Genomic DNA, 21365 nt, shown 5'->3' with positions numbered 1-21365 from the left:
CGTTCAGGTCGCGGCTCGTATGGCTGGTGCTGTTCCGTACGGTGGCCGCGAGCTTGTCGCTCGTCATCACCCTTGCGCGGCTCCTCCTGCAGCCCACTCAGGAGCTGAGCGGGGCTGACACCCTGTCGCTCGCAGTCATCGTCAGCGCGTACGTCTCTACGCTGGTGGTGGGGCTGAGGCTGCGGCGCGGGCGTGGTGGGCTGCTCGATGCCTGGGTGCAGGTTGTTGGCGACGTTGTCATCGCCACTGGGCTGGTCTACCTCAGCGGCGGCGCGGACTCGCCCCTGACGTTCCTCTACAGCCTGTCGGTCATTGGCGCGGCCGTCGTCTTGGACCGGCGTGGTGCGCTGTGGGCCGCCGCGGCGTCCGTGTTGTGCTTCGCCACATTGGTCATGGGAGCTCGGTTCCTTGAGACTGTACCTGGGGCGCTGATGCCTCCGTCCCGGGTGATGTTCGTCCTGGGGAGCAACGCACTGGCACTGGTGCTCATCGCCGTGTTGGCGGGCTATTTGTCTCGCCAGCTCTCGGTGGCCGGTGGCGCTCTGTCTGCTCGTGAGGCGGACCTTCAGCGGCTGGGACGCCTGCAGCAACAGATCCTGTCCTCCATGCCATCGGGACTCGTGACATGTGATGCGGGGCACCGCATCACCTACGTCAATCCCGCAGGCTGTCTGATTCTCCAGGTGGATGCCACGCAGGTCGTGGGGACGGATTTGGAGGCACTCCTGCCGGGTGTGCTCGGGCTAGCTCCCCGTTCGCCTCGGAGCGAGCTGGTGGTGGGCAAAGGGCTGAAACGGCGCATTCTGGGGCTGTCCGTGACGCCATTGGATGGAGCGCCTGGCTCCCTACTCATGGTGTTCCAGGACCTCACTCAGCTTCGGCGAATGGAGGACGACCTCAAGCGCGCGGACCGGTTGGCGAGCCTAGGCGCACTCTCTGCGCAGCTCGCGCACGAGCTGCGCAATCCGCTCGCGTCCATGCGCGGGTCAGCGCAACTGCTGGCGCAGGACGCGCGGGATGCGATGGCTCAGAAACTTACCAACATCTTGATTCGTGAGGCGGACCGACTCGCGCGGTTGGTGGAGGACTTCCTGCGCTTCGCACGTCCTCCGACGCCAGTGCTCCAGCAAGTTGCGCTGGCGTCATTGCTAACGGAGACGGTGGACATGCTCCGCGTGGACCCGTTGGCTCGGGACGTGCGGGTCGAAATGGCCACTCCCGTGGTGATGGCGGTCTCCGTTGACCCGGATCAGCTCCGCCAGGTGCTTATCAACCTGGTGCGCAACGCGTTTCAGGCAGCGGGGGCTCGAGGCCACGTGAAAGTGGCACTGACGCGGGCCGAGAACGAGGCGAGAATCCGCATCTGGGACTCGGGGGGGAGCATCACGGAGGAGATGATGGGGCACTTGTTCGAGCCGTTTTTCACGACGCGGGATGGAGGCACCGGGCTGGGGCTGTCCACTGCGCACTCCATCATTCGGGCACATGGAGGATTCATCCGTGTTCGGTCCAACCCTGAAGAGGGGACCGAATTCGTGGTGGGGCTTCCGCTATGACGGCGATCCAGGGAGGGGAGGCGGGCGCCCGCGGCCACATCTTGGTGGTCGACGACGAGCTGTCCATGCGCGAGTACCTTGAGCTGTTGCTCCAGCGGGAGGGATACGCCGTGACGAGCGTGGCCGGGGTGAAGGCCGCATGCGACCTGCTGGCCTTGGATGGGGTGGACCTGGTCATCTCCGATTTGAAGCTCGGGACCGGCAGCGGGCTCGACGTTCTTCGTGCCGCACGCGCGCGTCCCGGCTCGCCGGAGGTGGTGCTCATCACGGCTTACGGAACACCCGCCGCGGCCGTGGGGGCGATGCGCGAGGGCGCGTACGACTACATCTGCAAGCCATTCGATAACGAAGAGCTACGGCTCCTCGTCCAGAAGGCGCTTGAGAAGCGCACGCTGCGGCAGGAGAATACCGGCCTTCGTGCGCGCCTCTTTCCGGGGCTTGATGGTGCAGTGGGGCAAAGCGCCCGGATGCAGGCCGTGTGGTCGCTGGTGGAGAAAGTGGCTTCTGGCCGGAGCACCGTGCTGGTGACCGGGGAGAGCGGCACAGGCAAGGAACTGGTGGCGCGTGCCATCCACATGCGCGGAAGCCGAGCAGCCCGACCGTTTCTCCCGTTCAACTGCGCTGCGCTGAACGAGGGGACACTTGAGAGCGAGCTTTTTGGGCATGTGAAAGGGGCGTTTACTGGGGCCACCCATGACCGTTCGGGTTTGTTGGTCGCGGCAGGGGACGGCACGGTCATGCTGGATGAAGTCGGAGAGATGCCGCTGGCCACCCAGGTGAAGTTGCTCCGAGTGCTCCAGGAGCGAAAGGTGAAGCCGGTGGGCAGCGCGGCGGAGATTCCCTTCCAGGCGCGCGTCATCGCGGCCACGAACCGGCGGCTTGAGGCGGAGGTGAAGGCGGGGCGGTTCCGGGAGGACCTCTTCTATCGGCTCAACGTGATTACGGTGGAGTTGCCCCCGTTGCGCGAGCGCTCAGGAGATATCTCCCTGCTGGCAGGCTACTTCCTTTCCCGAATGGCGGAGGAACTAGGGCGACTTGGCCTCCGTTTCGCGCCCGAGACGCTGGCATTGCTGGAGCGGTATCCGTTTCCTGGCAACGTGCGACAGTTGCAGAACATGGTTGAGCGTGCCGCGACGTTGTCGGACTCGGACTTGCTTGGGCCATCCACGCTGCCTCCTGCCGTACGAGGGGATGCGGAACCCGTTGCCCGCGCGTCGGAGGGCGCCGAGCCGGGGCTTGGCGCTGGCTTCAATCTGGAACGCCACCTGGATGACAGCGAGCGTCGCTACCTGCTTGCCGCAATGAAACAGGCTGGCGGTGTGAAGACCCGGGCCGCAGAACTCCTCGGCCTTTCGTTCCGTTCGTTTCGGTACCGCCTGGCCAAGCACGGCTTGACGGACGACCTGGAACCCGGGGCGCCGTCCGATGCGTAGGCTGATCGACAGTTATCGTCAGCGGCACTGCCGAATTTTGTCAGCCCTGCACCTGGAAAGCGGCGCAGGATTCCTCAGCTCTTGGAAATCAGCGGTGTTAGCGCGTGGTAGTGAGCTGGCACATCATGTGCTAACGCTACCAGCGGGCGCAGTGCCCCCCGTTGCAACCTTCCTTGAGGATCCCCATGCGCGTCTCGCGATTCAACCCCCGCAACCGTGGCTTCACGCTCATCGAGCTCATGATCGTGGTGGCCATCATCGGCATCCTGGCGGCCATCGCCATCCCGAACTTCATCAAGTTCCAGGCTCGCTCCAAGCAGTCGGAGGCGAAGACCAACCTCAAGGCCCTGTACACGGCGCAGAAGTCGTTCTTCTCTGAGAAGGACCGCTACTCGCACTTCGCCAACGAAATCGGCTTCGCGCCTGAGCGTGGCAACCGGTACGGCTACCGCGTTTCCGCTGAGGCGGGCACCTGCGAGAACCGCACCGCCGCCGATATCACGGTGCCCAACGCGGGTGTTCCTTGCATCAGCAACGACTCGTTCCGCTTCGGCTCGAGCAGCGTCATTGACGACCCGACCCCGCATGTGGCCACGTTCACGGTTGCGAGTGCTGGTGGCTGGACCACGACCTTCGGTGTGCAGCCGGACGTCGAGACGTGCCCCAACTGCAACTTCTTCGCTGGCGCGCAGGGCAACGCGGATAACGAGGCTTCCTTCGATGACTGGGTGATCGCCGGCTTCGAGGGTACGGGCGGTGTCGGTCCTTGCTCCGAGGCTGGCAACGTCGCCTCGGGTACCCCGTACAACACCCGTAACGATGTCGCTTGCGACGGTGCCACTGGTAACTGATGTTGTCTGACGTGGAATGAGCGGTGGCTTGACCACTGTTCTCTGGGCCGCCCTCCTTCAGGATGGCGGCCCTTCGTCGTTTAGGAGCCTGCGGTGCTTATCCGGATTGTGGTCTTGGCGCTGGCCGTGTGCTCGGTGGGGTTGCTCGCTGAGAAGCCAGGGAAACCCTTGCGAACGAAGGATGGCCCCGTGCTCCCCCGTCGGGAACTCCTTCAGATTTTGGGGGCAGCCCAGAGCCCGCTTTTAGCGGACTTCTACTGGATTCAAGCGATTCAGCAGGTAGGGCGTGCCAACACTGACACCGAGTACCGGGATGTATTCTTCTATGCGGACTTCGCGACGGATCTCGACCCCAAGTTTCGCTACGTCTACGAGTTTGGCGCAATTGCAACCCCATTCAATCTAGGGCGTGAGCAGTGGGTGAACACGGACCTGTCGTCTCGGCTGCTGGCAAAAGGGCTGGCTCAGTTCCCCGATGACCGTCGTTTCTTGTTCCAACTCGCCTACAACAAGATGACGTACGAGCGTGACTATCAAGGGGCCGCTGAGCTCCTCACGCGATTGTCGCGGTTCCCTGACATCCCGCGCTACGTAGCCCATCTCGCTACTCGCCTGTACGCGCAAGCTGGGAGTTTTGATACGGGGTTGCAGATGGCCGAGATGCTACGCGACAGCGCGGAAGATGATGAGTCGCGCGCGTTCTATGAACATCGCATCAAGGAAATCTTGCGTGAGCGCGTGCTGACTCAGATTGATGACGCCATCAGTGCTTTCCAGCGAGACCGAGGTGAGTTGCCCAAGACAGTCCCTGCATTGGTTCGCTCGGGCTATCTACGTGCAATGCCCGAAGACCCATTGGAGGGGCAGTTTTTCATCGACCGGCGAGGGCGCGCGCGCTCTACATCGGGATTGTACAGGTTGGAGATGTACGAGGACGCCAAGAAAAAAGAATTGCAGGAAGATCTAGCTGCAGGCGGCATTCAGCTCGGTGACCCGGGGGATGCGCCATGACGGTGACCGCCTCGACAGAGTCGAACTTGCCAGTCTCCATCCGCGGATTGTCCAAGACGTACCGGGTGGGTTTCTTCCTCAACAAGCAGGTCAAGGCCCTCCAAGGATTGGATCTGGAGATTGCGCCAGGACAGGTCTATGGCTTGTTGGGGCCCAACGGTGCGGGCAAGTCCACGACCATCAAGATTCTCATGGGGCTGGTGCGAGCCTCTCAGGGGCAGGCGTTGCTTTTCGGCGAACCGCCCGAGCGGCCGCATGTCCGGCGTCAGGTGGGTTTCCTGCCGGAGAACCCCTCGCTTTATGAGTACCTCACCGGGCGGGAGTTCGTGACGCTTGCCGGTCGCATCTTTGGGCTAAGCGGCCATGAACTGGATCAGCGTGTGGAGCGGGTGCTCGGCGAGGTGGGGATGGGCCGAGCGTCTGACCTGCAGATTCGCCGTTATTCCAAGGGCATGGTGCAGCGGACTGCACTGGCTCAAGCGCTTATCAGTGGGCCTCGCTTGCTGGTTCTGGATGAACCCACTTCCGGCCTGGATCCCCTCGGGCGCAGGCAGATGCGTGACATCATCCTTGCCGAGCGGGAGAAGGGGACGACCATCCTCTTCTGTACCCATATCATCTCCGACGTCGAGTCCCTCTGCGACCGCGTGGTGGTGCTCGTAGGCGGGCGACGCGTTCAGGAAGGGAGCGTGCAGGAATTGGTGTCCACAAAGGCTCCCTCCGTGGAGATGGTCGTACACGGGCTCCCATTGGATCAGTTGCAGTCGCTGGGCTTCACATACGAGCAGGCGCAGCAGTTGGACAGCCGGGTTCTGTTGCGGGTTCCGGACGCTGATTCTCATGGTTTGCTCCAGGCCGTCCTTAATAGAGGGGGGCGCGTCAGCCAGGTACAGCCTGCGCGCTTCTCGCTGGAGGACCTCTTCCTGGACGCGATGAAGCAGGCAGGTGGGCAGACGGTAGGCGGGGAGATTCAGTGATGGGGGCTTTCGCCGCCATGGCATGGAACGGGTTCCGCGAGGCGCGGCGCAACCGGGTGACGGTGCTGGTTGCTGCCTTCGCTCTCTTGCTGCTCTTCGCCACCACGCTCGTTACCGAGGTCACTGTCAGCACCTTCGACAGAGTGGTGACCGACTTCGGACTTGGGGTGATGAGCCTGCTGCTCGTCTTCCTCTCCATCTACTTGTCGTCGGGACTCATCAGCCGTGAAATCGAGCGGCGAACCATCTTCTTGATGGTGTCCAAGCCTCTGTCCCGAAGCAGGTTCCTGCTGGCGCGGCTCGCGGGCAACATGCTCACCCTCGGTGTGTTGCTGGTGGCCATGACGCTGCTGTTCTGGGTGGAGCTTGTCCTACATCGTTCGCCCATCACCCAGCCGCAGATGGCCGCGCTGTGGGGGCTCTATCTTGAGCTGTTTGTCCTCACCAGCGCGGGGTTCCTGATGTCCACCTTCGCCAGCCAACTCGTCTCCGCACTGGTGACGACGGGGCTGTACTTCGCGGGGCATCTCTGCGCGGACATCTACAACCTCGGAGCGAAGTCCAAGGTGGACTTTGTCCAGTGGGTCAGCAAGGCGACGTACTATGCCCTGCCCAACCTGGAGCGGCTGAACTTCAGGCCGCGCGCCACGTATGCCATCGATGTGACGGCCGCGGAGCTAGGCTCGGCCACCCTGTACGCACTGGGCTGGGGAGCGCTCTTCTGCGTGCTGGCCACGCTCGTGTTCGAGCGGCGCGACTTCCGCTGAAGCTCGGGTAGGATGCGTCCCCTGTGACGCATTCCTCCCTGCCGGGATACTTCGGGCCCCTATTCGCCGTGTTCCTGTTCGTGCTCGGTCTGTGCGTGGGCAGCTTTCTCAACGTCGTCATCGCGCGCGTCCCGCTGGATCAGAGCATCGTGCGCCCGGGCTCGAGGTGTCCCAAGTGTGGGCACGTCCTGGCCTGGTACGAAAACATCCCGCTGCTGTCGTGGCTGGCACTGCGGGCCCGCTGCCGGGGCTGCCGCACACCCATTTCCGTGCGGTACCCGCTGGTGGAGTTGCTGACGGGGCTCCTGTACTTCGCCTGCTTGCGCCGCTTTGGCTGGACCTATGAGTTGGTGCCGGCGCTGGTGCTCGTTTCGTTGCTGGTGCCGCTCGCCTTCATCGATCTGGACCACTGGATTCTGCCGCTGTCCATGACTGTGTCGGGCATGCTGGCGGGGCTCATCCTGGCGATTCCTCTCGGGGTGGATGCCTTCCGCGACGCCCTGGTTGGCGCGGCCGTGGGCTTCCTGTCCTTCCGGATGATGGAGTACGTCGGGTGGAAGGTATTTCAGCGGGAGGCACTCGGAGCGGGGGACAAGTACCTCGTGGCCATGCTCGGGGCGTTTCTGTCGTGGCGCTCGCTGCTGGGCGTGTTGTTGTTCGCATCCATGCAGGGCGCAGTGGTGGGCATCCTGATGTTGCTGCTGACGGGACGCGCGGGCCCGCGTGCAGAGAACGCTCCTGAGGAACCCGTGGGTGATGCTGAGCCACTCACGATGACCTGGGAGTTCACGCAGCCGGGACTCCCACTCTGGAAGCGCCTGTTGCTGGTGCCGGTTTGCCTCCTGGTGCAGCCCATCCCCGATGCCCCGCTGGATGAAGAGGGCGAAGAGGAAGAGTGGGTGCCTGAGCGCACCAGTATTCCCTTCGGGCCCTGGCTGGCGCTCGCGGGGCTGGAACTTCTGCTGCTGGGGCCCTGGCTGTCACGGGTGTTGCCTCCGGACATCGCAATGATGCTGGGCGGCCTGCCGTGAGCGGCGCGGGGATGCGATGAAGTGGCGGATCGCCAGCGTCGCGTTCCTGCTGGGCTCCCTCTCATCGGGGCTCACCTGGCTGTCCGTACAACCCGTGCTCTTCCGCCTTCTGGATGCACTCCGCCGGTGGGTGCCCGAAGGGAGCTCGGAGGAGGAGACCCTTTCTCGCGTGCGAGGCGTACTCCCCTGGATCCTGGGGTTGGACTTGGTCGCATTGACGGTCCTCACCTATGTGGTGTTGGACTTGATGGTGGGACGTCCATTGCGGCGCACCGAGGCGGTGGTGGAGCAGTTCGGACGGATGGAATGGGAGTCGCAACTGGTGCCGACCCAGGGCGGCACGCTGGTGTCCCGAATCCAGCGTTCCTTGCAGCGGATGGCGGAAGCGCTTCGCGAGGAGCAGGCGCTCACGCGCGCGCAAATGACGTCCCTGCGAGAGTCCAATGCACAGTTGGCCCGGACGCAGACGGAGTTGGTGGCCTCGGAACGCATGGCTACCGTCGGGAGGCTGGCTGCGGGTGTCGCCCACGAAGTGGGCAATCCGCTGGCGGGAATCCTAGGGTATGTGGCGCTCGCGCGTGCGAAGGCGGACACGCCCGAGCTGAAGGACTTCCTCAAGCGCATTGACCACGAGGTGCAGCGCATCGACCAAATCATCCGGGGCTTGCTCGACCTGGGGCGCCCCGGCACCACTTCGTTGGGGCCGGTCGAGGTGGCTGCGGTGGTGGAGACTTGCGTACGCTTGGTTCGGGCCGCGCCCGAGCTGTCCGGCGTGACGGTCTCTTTGGAACTGGAGCCGGGGCTGCTGGCACGTGCTGACCCCGGCCCGCTCTCACAGATCGTCATCAACCTGTTGCTCAACGCTGCCCAAGCCATGGGGGGGCAGGGGCGCGTGCGGGTTTCCACCCGGCGAACGGCTGACGAGGTCCGTCTCCTCGTGGAGGATGGCGGGGCGGGCATTCCTGATGACGTCATGCCTCGCCTCTTCGAGCCCTTTTTCACGACGAAAGGGCGCGAAGGGACGGGGCTGGGACTGGCGGTGTCCCTGCGCCTCGCGCAGGTCATGGGCGGTCGCCTCGAAGCGGAAAATGCGCAGGGAGGCGGTGCCCGCTTTACCGTGTGCCTGCCCGTACTCTGAGGAAAAGGCAGGCCCCTTCGGCGCGGAAGCTTTCGGCTCTGGCGCGGGTGGGGGATGATGCTCAGAGACGGCCATGCCCTTGTTCCGCACCATTCTCGTTGCCGATGATGAGCCCTCTATCCGGCACATCCTCACGTTGGTGCTCACCGGGCACGGATATGAAGTACGCGCGGTGGCCGATGGCGAGGATGCGCTGAAGGAGCTCGCCGCGCGTGACTACGACGTGCTGCTGTGTGACGTGCGCATGCCGAAGAAGGACGGCCTCTCGGTCTTACGTGAGGCACTGGCGGCGCAGCCTTCGTTGACCGCGGTGGTGATGAGCGCCTACGGCTCGCAGGAGCAGGCGCTCCAGGCCGTTGCCTGGGGGGCGTTCGATTACGTCCAGAAACCTTTCAAACCGGATGAAATCGTCTTCGTCCTCCGCAAAGCCGAGGAGCGGGAACGGCTGGTCCGAGAAAACCGGCGGCTGAAGCAGTCCAACCTGCCGTCAACGCCGGAGGGGCACATCCTCGGCGAGAGTCCGGCGTTGCACGCACTGCTGCGCCAGGTGGCACGGCTCGCGCCGGTGGACACCACCGTGCTCATCAGCGGCGAGAGCGGCACGGGCAAGGAGCTCATCGCGCGGGAACTCCACGAGCGCAGCCCCCGTGCGCCCATGTCATTCGTCGCGGTCAACTGCGGCGCCATTCCCTCCGGGCTCATCGAAAGCGAGCTGTTTGGTCACGCGAAGGGCGCATTTACGGACGCGCGCACCGCGAAGCGAGGCCTCTTTGCAGAAGCGGATGGCGGCACGCTCTTCCTGGACGAGGTGGGAGAGCTTCCACTTTCCGCCCAGGTGAAGCTCCTTCGCGTCCTCCAGGAGGGAGAAATCCGCCCGGTGGGGGAGAACCGCGTAGAGAAGGTAAGCGTGCGAGTGGTGGCCGCGACGCTGCGCGACCTGTCCCGCTTGGTGGCGAAGGGCGAGTTCCGCGAGGACTTGTACTACCGCCTTAACGTGGTGAACCTCCGCGTCCCGCCGCTACGGGAGCGTCGTGAGGACGTGCCCCTGTTGGCGCGGGCCTTCATCGCTCGCTTCAACCGCGAGCTGAACCGGGATCCCCCCGTCGCGGGGCTCTCCTCCGAGGCGGAGGCGCTCCTGCAGTCCTACGCGTGGCCGGGAAACGTCCGCGAGTTGGAGAACGCAATGGAGCGTGCCGTGCTCCTTGCGGATGAGCCGCTCATCCTCCCGGCGAACCTGCCCGAAAGGCTGTGGGCCGCCTCCCCACCCGGGCCGCAGGGGACCACGCAGGTGGGGCAGGTGCTACAGGATGGTAGAGACCTGTCCCTGAAGCGGGCCATCCGGGAGTTGGAGGAGTCCTACATCCGAGCCGCCCTGCGGAAGACCAAGGGCAACCGGACCCGGGCCGCGGAGCTGCTGGACATCAGTCATCGGGCGCTCCTCTACAAAATCAAGGAGTACGGCATCGACCCGGACGCCGAGGCGGAGCGTGGGTGACGTGCGGGGCCGGTCCAGAACCCGGACGGATCGGCCGGCATTTGACGGAACGCGCCGGAGGCCGGAAAATCGGGCCTCCGCGACGGTGTTGAGGGGCCCGGCGCTGAAGGTAGTGTGAGGCTCCCGTCCGTCCGGAGGGCAGGCGGGCTCCAGGCACTTTTTAGGAGGGGTTGACGGCCAGTGCTACGCTGGCTGCCTCTCGACGGAGTCACGCATGGCGAAGGGCAAACTGGTACTCGGCCTGGATATCGGATCGACGTCCATCAAGATGATTCTCCTCAAGGAGCAGCGCAAGCGCGGCGAGGTCATCTACGCGCTGCAGAGCTTCGGGATGAAGCCGCTTCCTCCGGAGGCCATCGTTGACGGCGCGCTGATGAACTCCACGGCCATCGTCCAGGCCGTGCAGGACCTGATGTCCGAGCTGAAGGTGAAGGGCAAGGACGTCGCTATCGGCGTGTCCGGCCACTCGGTCATCATCAAGAAGATTCAGATGCCCCGGATGTCCCAGGATGAGCTCGAGGAGAGCATCCAGTGGGAGGCGGAGCAGTACATCCCGTTCGATGTGAAGGACGTGAACATCGACACGCAGATTCTCGACGGCGGAGGCAACGACGCCACCGGGCAAATGGACGTGCTGCTGGTCGCGGCCAAGAAGGACATGATCAACGACTACACCACGGTGGTTTCCGAGGCGGGGCTCGCGCCGGTGGTCGTGGACGTGGACGCGTTCGCGGTCCAGAACATGTTTTCCGTCAATTACGACGTCCCTGACCGCGAGACGGTGGTTCTCATCAACGCGGGCGCCTCGGTGGTGAACATCAACATCATCTCCAACGGCGCGACGGTGTTCACGCGCGACGTCACCATCGGTGGCAATCAGTTCACCGAGGAGATCCAGAAGCAGCTGAACGTCTCCTATGAGGAGGCTGAGGCGCTGAAGATTGGCGGCAACGGCGCGGACGCGGACGCAGTCGTGCCGCAGGACGTCGAGCGGGTGCTCTCTAGCGTGGCCGAGCAGGTTGCCGGTGAAATCCAGCGCTCGCTGGACTTCTACGCAGGCACCGCCGCCGACTCGAACTTCAGCAAGGTCTACCTGTCGGGTGGCACGGCGAAGATTCCCGCGCTGTTCAAGACGATTGAAGCGCGCACCGGCGTGCCGGTGGAGATTCTCAACCCCTTCCGCAAAATCGAAGTGGACAACCGGAAGTTCGACCCTGCGTTCATCATGGACGTGGCGCCCATGGCGGCGGTGGCCGTGGGACTGGCGCTGCGGCGCCCGGGCGACAAGCTGGCCTAACCGGACCACCCTCTGGAGACGACGCACATGATGATTCGCATCAACCTGCTGCCCGTCCGGGCGGTGAAGAAGCGCGAGATGGGCCGGCAGGTGCTGGTTCTCTTCGCCGTGGTCCTGATTGGCGCGGGTGTGGCCAACTACCTCTGGTACGACAACCGTGAGAGCGAGCTGGTGGCGCACCAGCAGGGCGTCGCGGCGGCCAAGGCCAAGATCGTCGAGTTGGAGAAGATCATCGGCGAAGTGAAGAACATCAACACCCGTAAGGCCGAGGTCGAGAAGAAACTGGCCGTCCTGGACTCGCTCCGAAAGGGTCGCAAGGGCCCCGTCCGCATGATGGATGCGCTCGCGTCCGCTACGCCGAAGAAGGTGTGGGTGAAGACGTTTGCGGAAACCAACAACGCCGTTTCCATCGATGGGTCGGCCGTGAGCCACGATGAGGTCGCGGAGTTCATGCGAGGGCTCAACAGCGTCGTCTGGACGCCGAAGGGCATGGGCCGCCTGGTGGACCGGCGGCGAGAGAGCAAGACCTCTCGCGTGGAGCTGTTGACCGCGGAAGCGACCATCGAAGAGTTTCCAGAGGCCCAGGTCACGCCGTTCTTCACCAACATCGACTTGAAGAACGCGTCACAGTCCAAGGAGACGCAGACCGGTGCGCCCGTGCTGGTTGATTTCAAGATCATGCTGAAGTCCAACTACGCCATCTGAAGAAGGCCGCTCGCCATGGACAAGTACCTGGATCAATTCGTCAAGGCGCCACCGGCCATCAAGTTCGGTGGGCTGGCCGCTGCGGTCGTCGTGCTCACCGTCGTCAACTTCTTCATGGTTATCCAGCCGACGGAGGAGGCGATCGAAGGCACCATCGCCCAGCGCCGCAAGCTGGACATGGAACTGGCCGACAAAAGCGAAATTGCGCAAAACCTCAACGAGCGTCGGCGTGAGATGGATGTTCTCGAGCAGAAGCTTTCTGAGGCGTTGACCGAGCTTCCTGAGCAGCGTGACATCGAAGAACTGCTCGCGCAGATCAACGACATCGGCAAGAAGAGCGGGTTGGAAATCGCCAGCGTGACTCCCGACAAGGAGTCTGTCGGGGGCGGCGAGTTCTTCGCGCGCATCCCCATCAAGATGACGGTGAGCGGCAACTACCATGAGATCGCCCTCTTCCTTCAGGAGATGGCGAACATGCGCCGCATCGTCAACGTCAACAACATCAAGCTCGGTACCGCGACGCTCAAGAACGAGAAGGTGGTGCTGCAGAGCAGCTTCTTGGCTACGACGTTTCGATTCGTGGATCAGAAGAGCGTCGCAGCAGAGGACGCGAAGACCAAGAACGCCAAGGCGAAGAAATAGAAACTTGATCCGTCCGAGAAGTAGGGCGACAAGGGGATTGAGGATGAAGACGTTCAAGGCCACCATGACCACTGCGATGCTCGCCTTGGCGCTTGCCTCGTGCGAGGAGGCGCCCCCTCCGGCGCCGACGCCCGCGAAGCCCAAGGTTGCGGCGCCAGCGCCGGTAAAGGAGGTCCCCTCGGAGTCAGAGGCCCAGAAGGCTCCGGACCTCGCCTATACGTACAATCCGGTGGGCAAGCGCGATCCATTCCGCAGCCCCATCGAGGATCTTGGGCCGGTGAACGCGAATCCGGTTGCCGCATGTAACGAGCCACTCTGCTCGTTCGACCTGGACCAACTGAAGCTCGTTGCTGTCGTAACGGGTGATGCTAGCCCGGTGGCAATGGTCGAGGACCCAGCGGGTCGGGGACATATTGTGCGGCGCAACACGCGGATGGGGCGCCAGGGTGGCAGGGTGACGCAGATCCTTCGTGACTCCGTGACGGTCACTGAGGTGTTCTCAGGCAACGGCGAAATCATCAAGAATCCGGTGATGCTGCAGCTGAAGCCTGATGCGAAGCAGGACCCCGCCTACAACATGATGACGGGCAGGAACTTCGGAGAGTAGCGCCCTCCAAGGCGCTCCCGCGGGCGGTGGCCCGCTTCCAACTTGTTGAGGGGACGCATGCTCGAGGAGAGCGCTGTGACGAGGGGCAAGTGGATGTTGGCGGCCGCGTGGGCGGTCGTACTTATGGGCGCCAGGGTGCATGGCGCCGAGCTGAATACGCTGCGGGGGCTGGATGTGTCCCGCACGGGCTCGGGCGCCCAGGTGGTGGTGACCGGCACCCGACCACCAACCTTTACCGTGTTCCGGCTGAGTGGGCCGGAGCGCCTGGTGGTAGACCTCTCGTCGGCGGATGCGACGGGGATCAAGGGTCACCATGACGGCTCCGGACCGGTCTCTGGTGTCGTGGCCTCGCAGTTCTCGGACGAGCGCGCAAGCGTGGGTCGAGTGCTGCTGGCGCTGGACAAGGCGTCTCAATACGATGTCCGTGCGGACGGCAACCGGGTCGTCATCTCGGTGGACGGCGCAGCACAGCCCGTCGCTACTCCTGCGGAGGCAGCGCGTGCGGAGGCTTTGTCCACGCCGGGCAACACTCCAGCGCAGGGCGAGACGAAGCCGAACAAGCCTGTGGTGACCACCGTACGCACCAGTGAGCCAAAGAAGGACGAGGTGGTCGCGGCCAAGGCTGCTCTGCCTGAGAATGTGGTGGCTGCCGAGGCAGATGAGCGCGAGGTTGTCGACCCGGCGCAGCGCATCACCGCCATGTCGTTCTCGAACGATACGCTTCGGATCCAGGCTGACGGAGACATTGCCCGGTATGAGGTGCTTGAGCTGGCCGACCCGCCTCGGTTGGCAGTCGACCTCTTCGGGGTAGGCTTGGCGACGCGAGCTCCCCGGGTGAACTCGGGTGCGCTGCGTGACGTGCGCGTCGGCGCGCACTCCGACAAGGTGCGGTTGGTTCTGGACGTGCGCGGCAAGATGCCCGCCTACCGTGTCGATCGTACGGGCCGGGGGTTGGAGGTGGTGCTGGGTGGTGCCGTGGCCCGGAAGGCTGTGCCGGTGGCTGAGGCGCAGACGTCCGTTGCCCCCGTGGCGGAGGTCGAGCCGCTTCGCCCGACCCCTGTGAAGTCCGAGCCCCCTTCGTTGGTTGAGGTGAAGGACCTGCGCTTCGAGGAGAACAGCGCTGGTGGTCGCATCGTGATGAAGCTGTCCGGGGCGGCGGCGTGGAAGGTCGACCGGCCGGACCCGCGCAGCGCCGTATTGACTTTGGACAGCGTGCGTCTTCCCAAGAAGCTGGAGCGGAGCCTCGACACCAGTGCGCTGGAAACGCCGGTGAAGATGATCAGCGCCTTCAGCGTGCCGGGGGAGGGCAGCAAGGTGCGCCTGGTGGTGGCCGCTGACGGGGCCATTGATGAGAAGGTCTCTCAGAGCGGCAGCACGTTGACGTGGCGCCTGGACGTCAAGGGCGTGAAGACGGAAGAGGTCGCGGTCGCTCAGCGGACCGCCGGATTCACCACGGAAGCGCCCGCCTATGCCGCCGAGGGCGCGCCTCAGCAGGCCCGCTATCGCGGGAAGCGAGTGTCCTTCGAGTTCAAGGACATTGACATTCAGAACCTGCTTCGCGTCATCGCCGAGATTTCCAAGAAGAACATCGTGGTGGCGGACGACGTGAGTGGTCGTGTGACCATCCGGCTGCGGAACGTTCCTTGGGACCAGGCGCTGGACCTCGTGCTTCGCACGAAGGCGCTCGGCAAGGAGGAGTTTGGGAACATCGTCCGGATTGCGCCGCTCAAGACGCTGGAAGAAGAGGCCCGGTTGCGGCAGGAGCGTAAGAAGTCGCTCCAGCAGCAGGAAGACCTCATGGTCAACCTCATACCGGTCAACTACGCAGTCGCCAGCGAAATGGCCGCTCGCGTAAAGGATGTCCTGAGCGAGCGAGGGTCCGTGACGGTGGATCAACGCACCAACGTTCTTATTGTGAAGGACGTGCGCTCCAACACCGAGCGTGCTCGCTCGCTGGTTCGGAGTCTCGACACCCAGACTCCTCAGGTGCTTATCGAGAGCCGCATTGTGGAAGCGAACACCACCTTTAGCCGTTCGCTGGGTGTGCAATGGGGTGGGCAGGCACGTGCGAGTCAGGCCACGGGGAATCCTACGGGACTCATCTTCCCGAACAACGTGGCAGTCACGGGCGGTGCCGGCGGAGCGGCCATTGGCGTCGCGGACAACCCAAACTTCGCCGTGAACCTGCCGGTGGGTACGGGACAAGGTATCGGTGGTGCTTTGGGGTTCACGTTTGGTTCTGCAGGTGGCGCGCTCCAGCTCAACCTGCGGCTGTCAGCCGCGGAAAACGAAGGTACGGTCAAGACCATCTCCGCGCCTAAGGTCACGACGTTGGACAACAACACCGCGCGAATCAGCCAGGGTGTGTCCATTCCTTTCAGCCAAACTTCGGCCCAGGGTGTGAACACCACATTTATTGAAGCGCGGCTGTCGCTGGAGGTGACGCCACACATTACCCAGGACGGCAGCGTGCTGATGTCCATCAACGCAGCCAACAACCAGCCTGATCCGTCCAGCACAGGTGCCAACGGCCAGCCCGCCATTCAGCGTAAAGAGGCGAACACCCAAGTGTTGGTGAAGGATGGAGACACCACTGTCATTGGTGGAATCTATGTGCGCCGCGGCAGCACGACCTCCAACGCTGTACCGTTCTTGTCGCGGATCCCTGTTCTTGGGTTCTTGTTCAAGAACAGCGTCGAGAATGATGCTCGGCAGGAACTGCTGATTTTCATCACGCCTCGAATTCTAAACCGGCAGACCATCGCGCAGACTCTGTAAGGATTTCTTCGCGTCCTCATCATGTAGGAGAGTGTTCGCCAATGAAGAACTTCTATCTCGCGATGCCGCTGGCGCTGGCGCTGACCGGGTGTGTTGACAGCCCCCCGGACATCCAGATTTTCAATGCATTCATTCCTGATGTCACATGTGCTGTGAACCAGTCTGGTGTTGCTAGCGCCGGTGGTTCGCTGGACATCTCGACTTCGAGGCGCTACCTGGCGGCGTTCTCGATTCGGAGTACCCTGCAGCCAACGGACATCACGGTTAGCGAAGCGCCCGTGACGGGGGGCGGTGATGCTGTCGGCATCTACGTGACTCACGTTGAGCTGGCCTACGATACTCAGGGAACCGGTCCCTCGCTGACAAGTGAGGTCTATCCGAGTCACTTCTCCCTGCCTTCCGACGCCACGGCCAATAGCACGCTGGTCATCGACTTGCTGGGGGCTAGCGCGCTCGAGACCCTTACCAATCAAGTAGCTGTTGGTTCAGGGGTGACGGTCAACGTTGGTGTGAAGCTGATAGGGAAGACCGTCAGTGGGGCGAAGGCGGAGTCCAACGAGATTGCGTATCCGATTTCGTTCTATAACTCCGGCTTCACATGCCCGACGGGGACGTTCCTGCTGAACAACGGCCCGTGCGGAGGCACGGGCGGGCAGGACAACTTCCCGCCGGCGTGCTCCGAGCCACCCGAGGACGAAACGTAGCCACCTCCTCCGCCGGGGCCCTTGACTGGGCCCCGGCCGTCTTTCTAAGAGCCTCTACCCATGTCCTTCCGCACGCACCTTGAGTCGGTGGTCAACCAGGTCGAAGGAGCCCTCGCGTGCAGCGTGATGGGCTTTGACGGCATCTCCGTCGACACCTTCCAGAAGGATGAGAGCGCCGAGCTGGACCTCAACGGCGCCTGGGTGGAGTACGCCAACCTCCTCACCCAGCTGCGCAACGCCGCGGAGACCCTCAAGACGGGCACCGTGAGCGAGGTCAGCGTCAACAGTGAGAAGGTGCTGACCGTGATGCGGCTGGTGTCACCGGACTACTTCCTGGTGCTCGCCCTCCACGCAGATGGCAACTTCGGCAAGGGCCGCTACGTGCTGCGCGTCACCGCACCCAAGGTGCGTGCCGAGCTCTAGTCGGGCGCCCGTCCAGCAGTCATCCAGGCGACGCTTCCGCCGCTGCTTTCCCCTTCCATGGAAGGGGCGCATGGGCTAGACACCCCGGACTTTTCAAGCTTTCGCTGCTGCGAGTCTGTAAGGAGTCGGTCCCCATGGCCGGTGTCATCGATACGTCCGAGTTCCGCAAGGGTCTGAAGATCGAAATCGACGGTGAGCCGTTTGAAATCGCCGATTTCCAGCACGTCAAGCCCGGGAAGGGCTCCGCGTTCGTGCGCACCACGATTCGCAGCCTCCTGACGGGCCGAGTGCTCCAGCCCACGCTGAAGTCCGGTGAGAAGGTGGGCAAGCCCGACATCGAGGAGAAGGACATGCAGTACCTCTATGTCCAGGGCGAGGAGTTCTACTTCATGGACACCCGCAACTACGAGCAGACCTTCCTCGGTGAGAAGGTGCTCGGAGAGGCGAAGAACTTCCTGAAGGAGAACATCAACGTCAGCGTCCTCTTCTACAATGGCAAGGCCATTGGTGTGACGCTGCCGAACTCCGTGGACCTCAAGGTCACCCAGTGTGACCCGGGCATCCGCGGTGACACCGTCTCCGGTGCGTTGAAGCCCGCCGTCCTGGAGACCGGCTACACCGTCAACGTCCCGCTCTTCATCGAAGAGGGTGACGTGCTGAAGATCGATACGCGCGACGGTAAGTACCTGACGCGCGTGGCCACCAGGGGCTAGTTCGCAGCTCGGCAGCGACGCCGGAGGGAAGGGGACGCGAGATATGGCAACGAAGCGCAAGTCGACCCGGGCCCAGGCGCCCGCTCGGACGGAGGCCGCCTCGAGCGGTCCCGCTGACACGGGTGGCACGTCCCTGGACGTGGATGCCCTGCGGCAGATCGTGGAGATTCTCGAGTCCTCGGACGTCACGAGGCTGGTCTGGAAGCGCGGCGAGGAGAAGCTCTTCATCCGCCGCGGCCAGGGCCCCGAGACGACCATCGTCCACCACGCCGCGCCGGCTCCCGTCGCCGCGAGTGTCGGGGTGGAATACACCGCCCCGGCCGCTCCTCGCGTTGCCGCTGCGCCGCCGGCCGCTGCTCCCGCGGCGCCGGCTCCGGCCGCCGAGAAGCCGGTGGAGAAGCCTGGTCACCAGGTGACGAGCCCCTTCGTGGGGACGTTCTACCGGACCCCCGCGCCGGACCAGCCTCCCTTCGTGGAGGTGGGCTCCATCGTGAAGAAGGGCCAGGTGCTCTGCATCATCGAAGCGATGAAGCTGATGAACGAGATTGAGTCCGAGGTCTCCGGCCGGGTGGCGGAAATCCTCGTGGAGAACGGCCGGCCGGTGGAGTTCGGTCAGGCGCTGTTCCGCATCGAAGTGGCCTGAAGATGAGGCTGGCGCGCCGCCCGTATCCCACGGGCGAGCCGCTCCTCATGACGGCCCTGACGGAGACACCCACGTGTTCAAGAAGGTGCTGATCGCCAACCGCGGGGAGATTGCCCTGCGGGTCATCCGCGCCTGCCGGGAGTTGGGCATCGCCACGGTCGCGGTGCACTCCACGGCGGACGCCAACGCGCTCCATGTCCGCTTCGCAGACGAGGCGGTGTGCATCGGCCCGCCGGCGTCCAAGGAGAGCTACCTCAACGTCCCGCAGTTGCTGTCCGCCGCCGAAATCACCCGCGCGGACGCCATCCACCCGGGCTACGGCTTCCTGTCGGAGAACGCCGAGTTCGCGGAGGTCTGCGAGAACTGCAAGATTCGTTTCATTGGCCCCCGGCCGGAGATGCTCCGGCTGATGGGCAACAAGGTGCGCGCCCGCCAGGCCGCGCGCGAGGCGGGTCTGCCGCTGCTTCCGGGCAGCCCCGGCACCGTGAAGGACCCGCGTGAGGCGGAGGCCTTCGCCCGCGAGATTGGCTTCCCCGTCATCCTCAAGGCGGCCGCCGGTGGCGGCGGCAAGGGGATGAAGATCGTCCGCGAGCCGGGCGCGCTGGCGCAGGCCTTCTCCACCGCCCAGGCGGAGGCCGTGGCGTCGTTCTCCAACGGCGACCTCTACATCGAGCGCTACGTGGAGAAGCCGCGCCACATCGAAATCCAGATTGTGGCGGACGAGCACGGCAACATCGTCCACCTCAACGAGCGTGAGTGCTCGGTGCAGCGCCGGCACCAGAAGCTCATTGAAGAGAGCCCATCGCCGGCGCTGACGCCGGAGCTGCGCAAGCGCATGGGCGAGGTGTCCGTGAACGCCATGCGCAGGCTCGCGTACAACAACGTGGGCACCATCGAGTACCTGCTCGACGAGCGCGGCGAGTTCTACTTCATGGAGATGAACACGCGCATCCAGGTGGAGCACCCGGTGACGGAGCTCGTCACGGGCGTGGACCTGGTGAGCGAGCAGATCCGCCTGGCCTATGGGAAGCCCCTGCGCTTCAAGCAGGAGGACGTCCAGATTCGTGGCCACGCCATCGAGTGCCGGGTGAACGCCGAGGACCCGATTACCTTCGCCCCCTGGCCCGGGAAGATTACCGGCTACAGCGTGCCGGGCGGCTACGGGGTGCGCGTGGACTCGGGCGCCTACGAGAACTACACGGTGCTGCCGTACTACGACAGCCTCCTGTCGAAGCTCATCGTCCACGCGGAGGACCGGGCCACGGCCATCCGCCGCATGCAGCGCGCCCTGGGCGAATACGTCGTGGAAGGCATCCGCACCAACATTCCGTTCCACCGGGCCGCGCTCGCGGAAGAGTCCTTCCAGGAGGGCAATTACGACACCCGGTTCGTGGAGCGCTTGCTCGCGAGCGAGACGGGCTCCCGGCGGCTGAAGAAGGCCGTCGAGGAGACGCCGTAGCACCCCTCCACGTGGTGTGAATTCCCGCTTGTCGGGCCGCTACGCAAGCAGGTGATCCGGCCCGGGGGGAGCCGGGCCGTTTCTTGACCCGCGTCGGAGCTTTCCGTTAGCCTCCGACACTCCCCCTTGCTGAGGATGGAAACCCGCGAAGTTCAAGGGGTTTCGGCCTGCTGGAAGCCCACCGCTCGATGGACAAGAACAAGATCATCGAAGCCGCCGCGAAGCTCGTCGCGAAGGGCGCCTACGACAAGGCCATCAAGGAGTACCAGAAGGTCCTGGAGGTCGACCCGAAGGACATCCGGGTCCTCCAGAAGATGGGGGAGCTGTACCAGAAGAAGAACGACAACCCGCAGGCCGCCCATTTCTTCACCAAGGTCGCGGAGAGCTACTCGTCGGATGGCTTCTTCCTCAAGGCCGTCGCGCTCTACAAGCAGGTCCTCAAGCTCAATCCGAACCTGCTGGAGGTGAACCTCAAGCTGGCGGAGCTTCACCAGCAGCTCGGGCTGATGTCCGAGGCGATGGCGTACTTCCAGATTGTCGCCAACCACTACGACAAGGCGGGCGACACGAAGTCGTCGCTCGATACCTTGAAGAAGATGGTGGATCTCGACCCGGAGAACGTGGCGTCGAAGATCAAGCTGGCGGAGCTGTACGCGCGCGAGAACATGACGCGCGAGGCGGCCCAGGAGTTCAAGCGCGCCGCCGAGTACCTCAAGCGCAACAGTCGCGCGGATGACTGGCTCCGCGTGGCCGAGCGGCTGTCCGCGCTGGAGCCGGACAACCTTCCGCTGGCGAAGGAGCTGGCCACGTCGTACCTGCAGCGCGGAGACCAGAAGCGCGCGCTGGCGAAGCTGCAGGTGTGTTTCAAGGCCGATGGCCGCGACGTGGAGACGCTCACGCTGCTGGCGCAGGCGTTCCAGGGCCTGGGCCAGACGTCGAAGACCATCTCCGTCTACAAGGAGCTGGCCAAGATTCATCAGGAGCGCGGCCGCGTCACCGAGGCCGAGGCTGTCTGGACGCAGATTGAAGTGCTGGACCCCGAGGACCCGGACCTGGTCGCGCGCCGCGCGCCCGAGCCCGCACCGGCGGCGCCCCAGCCCGCGGCGGCACCTCAGCCCGCCCCGCGCCCCGTGCC

At 64.1% G+C, this 21365-nt stretch carries 20 protein-coding genes; all 20 read left to right on the top strand.

From position 1 onward, the window contains the following. Positions 1-23 precede the first annotated feature (23 nt). Positions 24-1556, top strand: a complete 1533-nt coding sequence (locus tag FMP39_RS31310; RefSeq protein ID WP_141593747.1) for a nitrogen regulation protein NR(II) — start codon at positions 24-26, stop codon at positions 1554-1556. Then, positions 1553-2989 (top strand): sigma-54 dependent transcriptional regulator, encoded by a 1437-nt coding sequence (locus FMP39_RS31305; protein ID WP_141593742.1) that lies wholly within the window; start codon positions 1553-1555, stop codon positions 2987-2989. The genes FMP39_RS31310 and FMP39_RS31305 overlap by 4 nt, the downstream gene beginning before the upstream one ends. A gap of 185 nt (positions 2990-3174) precedes the next feature. Then, positions 3175-3840 (top strand): type IV pilin protein PilA, encoded by a 666-nt coding sequence (gene pilA / locus FMP39_RS31300; protein ID WP_141593741.1) that lies wholly within the window; start codon positions 3175-3177, stop codon positions 3838-3840. 93 nt (positions 3841-3933) lie between these two features. Continuing rightward, positions 3934-4851, top strand: coding sequence for an ABC transporter (locus FMP39_RS31295; protein ID WP_228558499.1), 918 nt, complete (start codon positions 3934-3936; stop codon positions 4849-4851). Continuing rightward, positions 4848-5828, top strand: coding sequence for an ABC transporter ATP-binding protein (locus FMP39_RS31290; RefSeq protein ID WP_090490337.1), 981 nt, complete (start codon positions 4848-4850; stop codon positions 5826-5828). The genes FMP39_RS31295 and FMP39_RS31290 overlap by 4 nt, the downstream gene beginning before the upstream one ends. Further along, on the top strand, positions 5828-6595 hold the full coding sequence (locus tag FMP39_RS31285) for an ABC transporter permease (protein WP_141593740.1): 768 nt from the start codon (positions 5828-5830) through the stop codon (positions 6593-6595). The genes FMP39_RS31290 and FMP39_RS31285 overlap by 1 nt, the downstream gene beginning before the upstream one ends. A 23-nt stretch (positions 6596-6618) precedes the next feature. After that, the gene (locus FMP39_RS31280; RefSeq protein ID WP_141593739.1) at positions 6619-7626 is read left to right on the top strand and encodes an A24 family peptidase; all 1008 of its coding nucleotides are present in this window, start codon (positions 6619-6621) and stop codon (positions 7624-7626) included. 16 nt (positions 7627-7642) lie between these two features. Continuing rightward, positions 7643-8764: an ATP-binding protein gene (locus FMP39_RS31275; RefSeq protein ID WP_141593738.1), complete on the top strand. Its 1122-nt coding sequence runs from the start codon at positions 7643-7645 to the stop codon at positions 8762-8764. Between the two features lie 73 nt (positions 8765-8837). Beyond that, complete coding sequence (locus FMP39_RS31270) at positions 8838-10259, top strand: sigma-54 dependent transcriptional regulator (protein WP_090490333.1); 1422 nt, start codon at positions 8838-8840, stop codon at positions 10257-10259. 214 nt (positions 10260-10473) lie between these two features. Then, positions 10474-11556 carry a type IV pilus assembly protein PilM gene (gene pilM, locus FMP39_RS31265; protein ID WP_090490332.1) on the top strand — a complete coding sequence of 361 codons (1083 nt, stop codon included), beginning with the start codon at positions 10474-10476 and terminating at the stop codon, positions 11554-11556. A 27-nt stretch (positions 11557-11583) separates the two neighbouring features. After that, positions 11584-12261, top strand: coding sequence for a PilN domain-containing protein (locus FMP39_RS31260; protein ID WP_141593737.1), 678 nt, complete (start codon positions 11584-11586; stop codon positions 12259-12261). Between the two features lie 15 nt (positions 12262-12276). Next, on the top strand, positions 12277-12903 hold the full coding sequence (locus FMP39_RS31255; protein WP_141593736.1) for a type 4a pilus biogenesis protein PilO: 627 nt from the start codon (positions 12277-12279) through the stop codon (positions 12901-12903). 43 nt (positions 12904-12946) lie between these two features. Then, a complete protein-coding gene (locus FMP39_RS31250) occupies positions 12947-13510 on the top strand; it encodes a pilus assembly protein PilP (RefSeq protein ID WP_194858636.1) in 564 nt (187 codons plus the stop codon). Positions 13511-13567: 57 nt separating this feature from the next. Next, a complete protein-coding gene (gene pilQ, locus FMP39_RS31245) occupies positions 13568-16288 on the top strand; it encodes a type IV pilus secretin PilQ (protein WP_141593734.1) in 2721 nt (906 codons plus the stop codon). A gap of 41 nt (positions 16289-16329) precedes the next feature. After that, positions 16330-16992: a hypothetical protein gene (locus tag FMP39_RS31240; RefSeq protein ID WP_141593733.1), complete on the top strand. Its 663-nt coding sequence runs from the start codon at positions 16330-16332 to the stop codon at positions 16990-16992. Between the two features lie 60 nt (positions 16993-17052). Next, positions 17053-17415, top strand: coding sequence for a hypothetical protein (locus FMP39_RS31235; protein ID WP_011555721.1), 363 nt, complete (start codon positions 17053-17055; stop codon positions 17413-17415). A 134-nt stretch (positions 17416-17549) separates the two neighbouring features. Then, positions 17550-18128: an elongation factor P gene (efp, locus tag FMP39_RS31230; RefSeq protein ID WP_141593732.1), complete on the top strand. Its 579-nt coding sequence runs from the start codon at positions 17550-17552 to the stop codon at positions 18126-18128. 43 nt (positions 18129-18171) lie between these two features. Beyond that, the gene (gene accB, locus FMP39_RS31225; RefSeq protein WP_141593731.1) at positions 18172-18771 is read left to right on the top strand and encodes an acetyl-CoA carboxylase biotin carboxyl carrier protein; all 600 of its coding nucleotides are present in this window, start codon (positions 18172-18174) and stop codon (positions 18769-18771) included. A gap of 73 nt (positions 18772-18844) precedes the next feature. Next, positions 18845-20230 carry an acetyl-CoA carboxylase biotin carboxylase subunit gene (gene accC, locus FMP39_RS31220; RefSeq protein WP_141593730.1) on the top strand — a complete coding sequence of 462 codons (1386 nt, stop codon included), beginning with the start codon at positions 18845-18847 and terminating at the stop codon, positions 20228-20230. A gap of 188 nt (positions 20231-20418) precedes the next feature. Continuing rightward, positions 20419-21365: lipopolysaccharide assembly protein LapB (locus tag FMP39_RS31215; RefSeq protein ID WP_141593729.1), on the top strand; the 947-nt coding region annotated here is incomplete at its 3' end.

Source organism: Myxococcus sp. AB056 (assembly GCF_006547365.1).
Taxonomy (GTDB): Bacteria; Myxococcota; Myxococcia; order Myxococcales; family Myxococcaceae; genus Myxococcus; species Myxococcus virescens.
Note: the sequence above shows the minus strand (reverse complement) of the source record. Positions and strands in the feature narration are given on the sequence as shown.

What these genes read in the sequence shown, in the direction of transcription:
- FMP39_RS31285 (WP_141593740.1), top strand. Translation starts at nt 5,828, where the DNA reads ATGGGGGCTTTCGCCGCCATGGCATGGAACGGGTTCCGCGAGGCGCGG.
- FMP39_RS31235 (WP_011555721.1), top strand. Translation starts at nt 17,053, where the DNA reads ATGTCCTTCCGCACGCACCTTGAGTCGGTGGTCAACCAGGTCGAAGGA.
- pilQ (WP_141593734.1), top strand. Translation starts at nt 13,568, where the DNA reads ATGCTCGAGGAGAGCGCTGTGACGAGGGGCAAGTGGATGTTGGCGGCC.
- FMP39_RS31270 (WP_090490333.1), top strand. Translation starts at nt 8,838, where the DNA reads ATGCCCTTGTTCCGCACCATTCTCGTTGCCGATGATGAGCCCTCTATC.
- accB (WP_141593731.1), top strand. Translation starts at nt 18,172, where the DNA reads ATGGCAACGAAGCGCAAGTCGACCCGGGCCCAGGCGCCCGCTCGGACG.
- FMP39_RS31240 (WP_141593733.1), top strand. Translation starts at nt 16,330, where the DNA reads ATGAAGAACTTCTATCTCGCGATGCCGCTGGCGCTGGCGCTGACCGGG.
- FMP39_RS31275 (WP_141593738.1), top strand. Translation starts at nt 7,643, where the DNA reads ATGAAGTGGCGGATCGCCAGCGTCGCGTTCCTGCTGGGCTCCCTCTCA.
- efp (WP_141593732.1), top strand. Translation starts at nt 17,550, where the DNA reads ATGGCCGGTGTCATCGATACGTCCGAGTTCCGCAAGGGTCTGAAGATC.
- FMP39_RS31250 (WP_194858636.1), top strand. Translation starts at nt 12,947, where the DNA reads ATGAAGACGTTCAAGGCCACCATGACCACTGCGATGCTCGCCTTGGCG.
- FMP39_RS31290 (WP_090490337.1), top strand. Translation starts at nt 4,848, where the DNA reads ATGACGGTGACCGCCTCGACAGAGTCGAACTTGCCAGTCTCCATCCGC.
- FMP39_RS31305 (WP_141593742.1), top strand. Translation starts at nt 1,553, where the DNA reads ATGACGGCGATCCAGGGAGGGGAGGCGGGCGCCCGCGGCCACATCTTG.
- pilM (WP_090490332.1), top strand. Translation starts at nt 10,474, where the DNA reads ATGGCGAAGGGCAAACTGGTACTCGGCCTGGATATCGGATCGACGTCC.
- FMP39_RS31260 (WP_141593737.1), top strand. Translation starts at nt 11,584, where the DNA reads ATGATGATTCGCATCAACCTGCTGCCCGTCCGGGCGGTGAAGAAGCGC.
- pilA (WP_141593741.1), top strand. Translation starts at nt 3,175, where the DNA reads ATGCGCGTCTCGCGATTCAACCCCCGCAACCGTGGCTTCACGCTCATC.
- FMP39_RS31255 (WP_141593736.1), top strand. Translation starts at nt 12,277, where the DNA reads ATGGACAAGTACCTGGATCAATTCGTCAAGGCGCCACCGGCCATCAAG.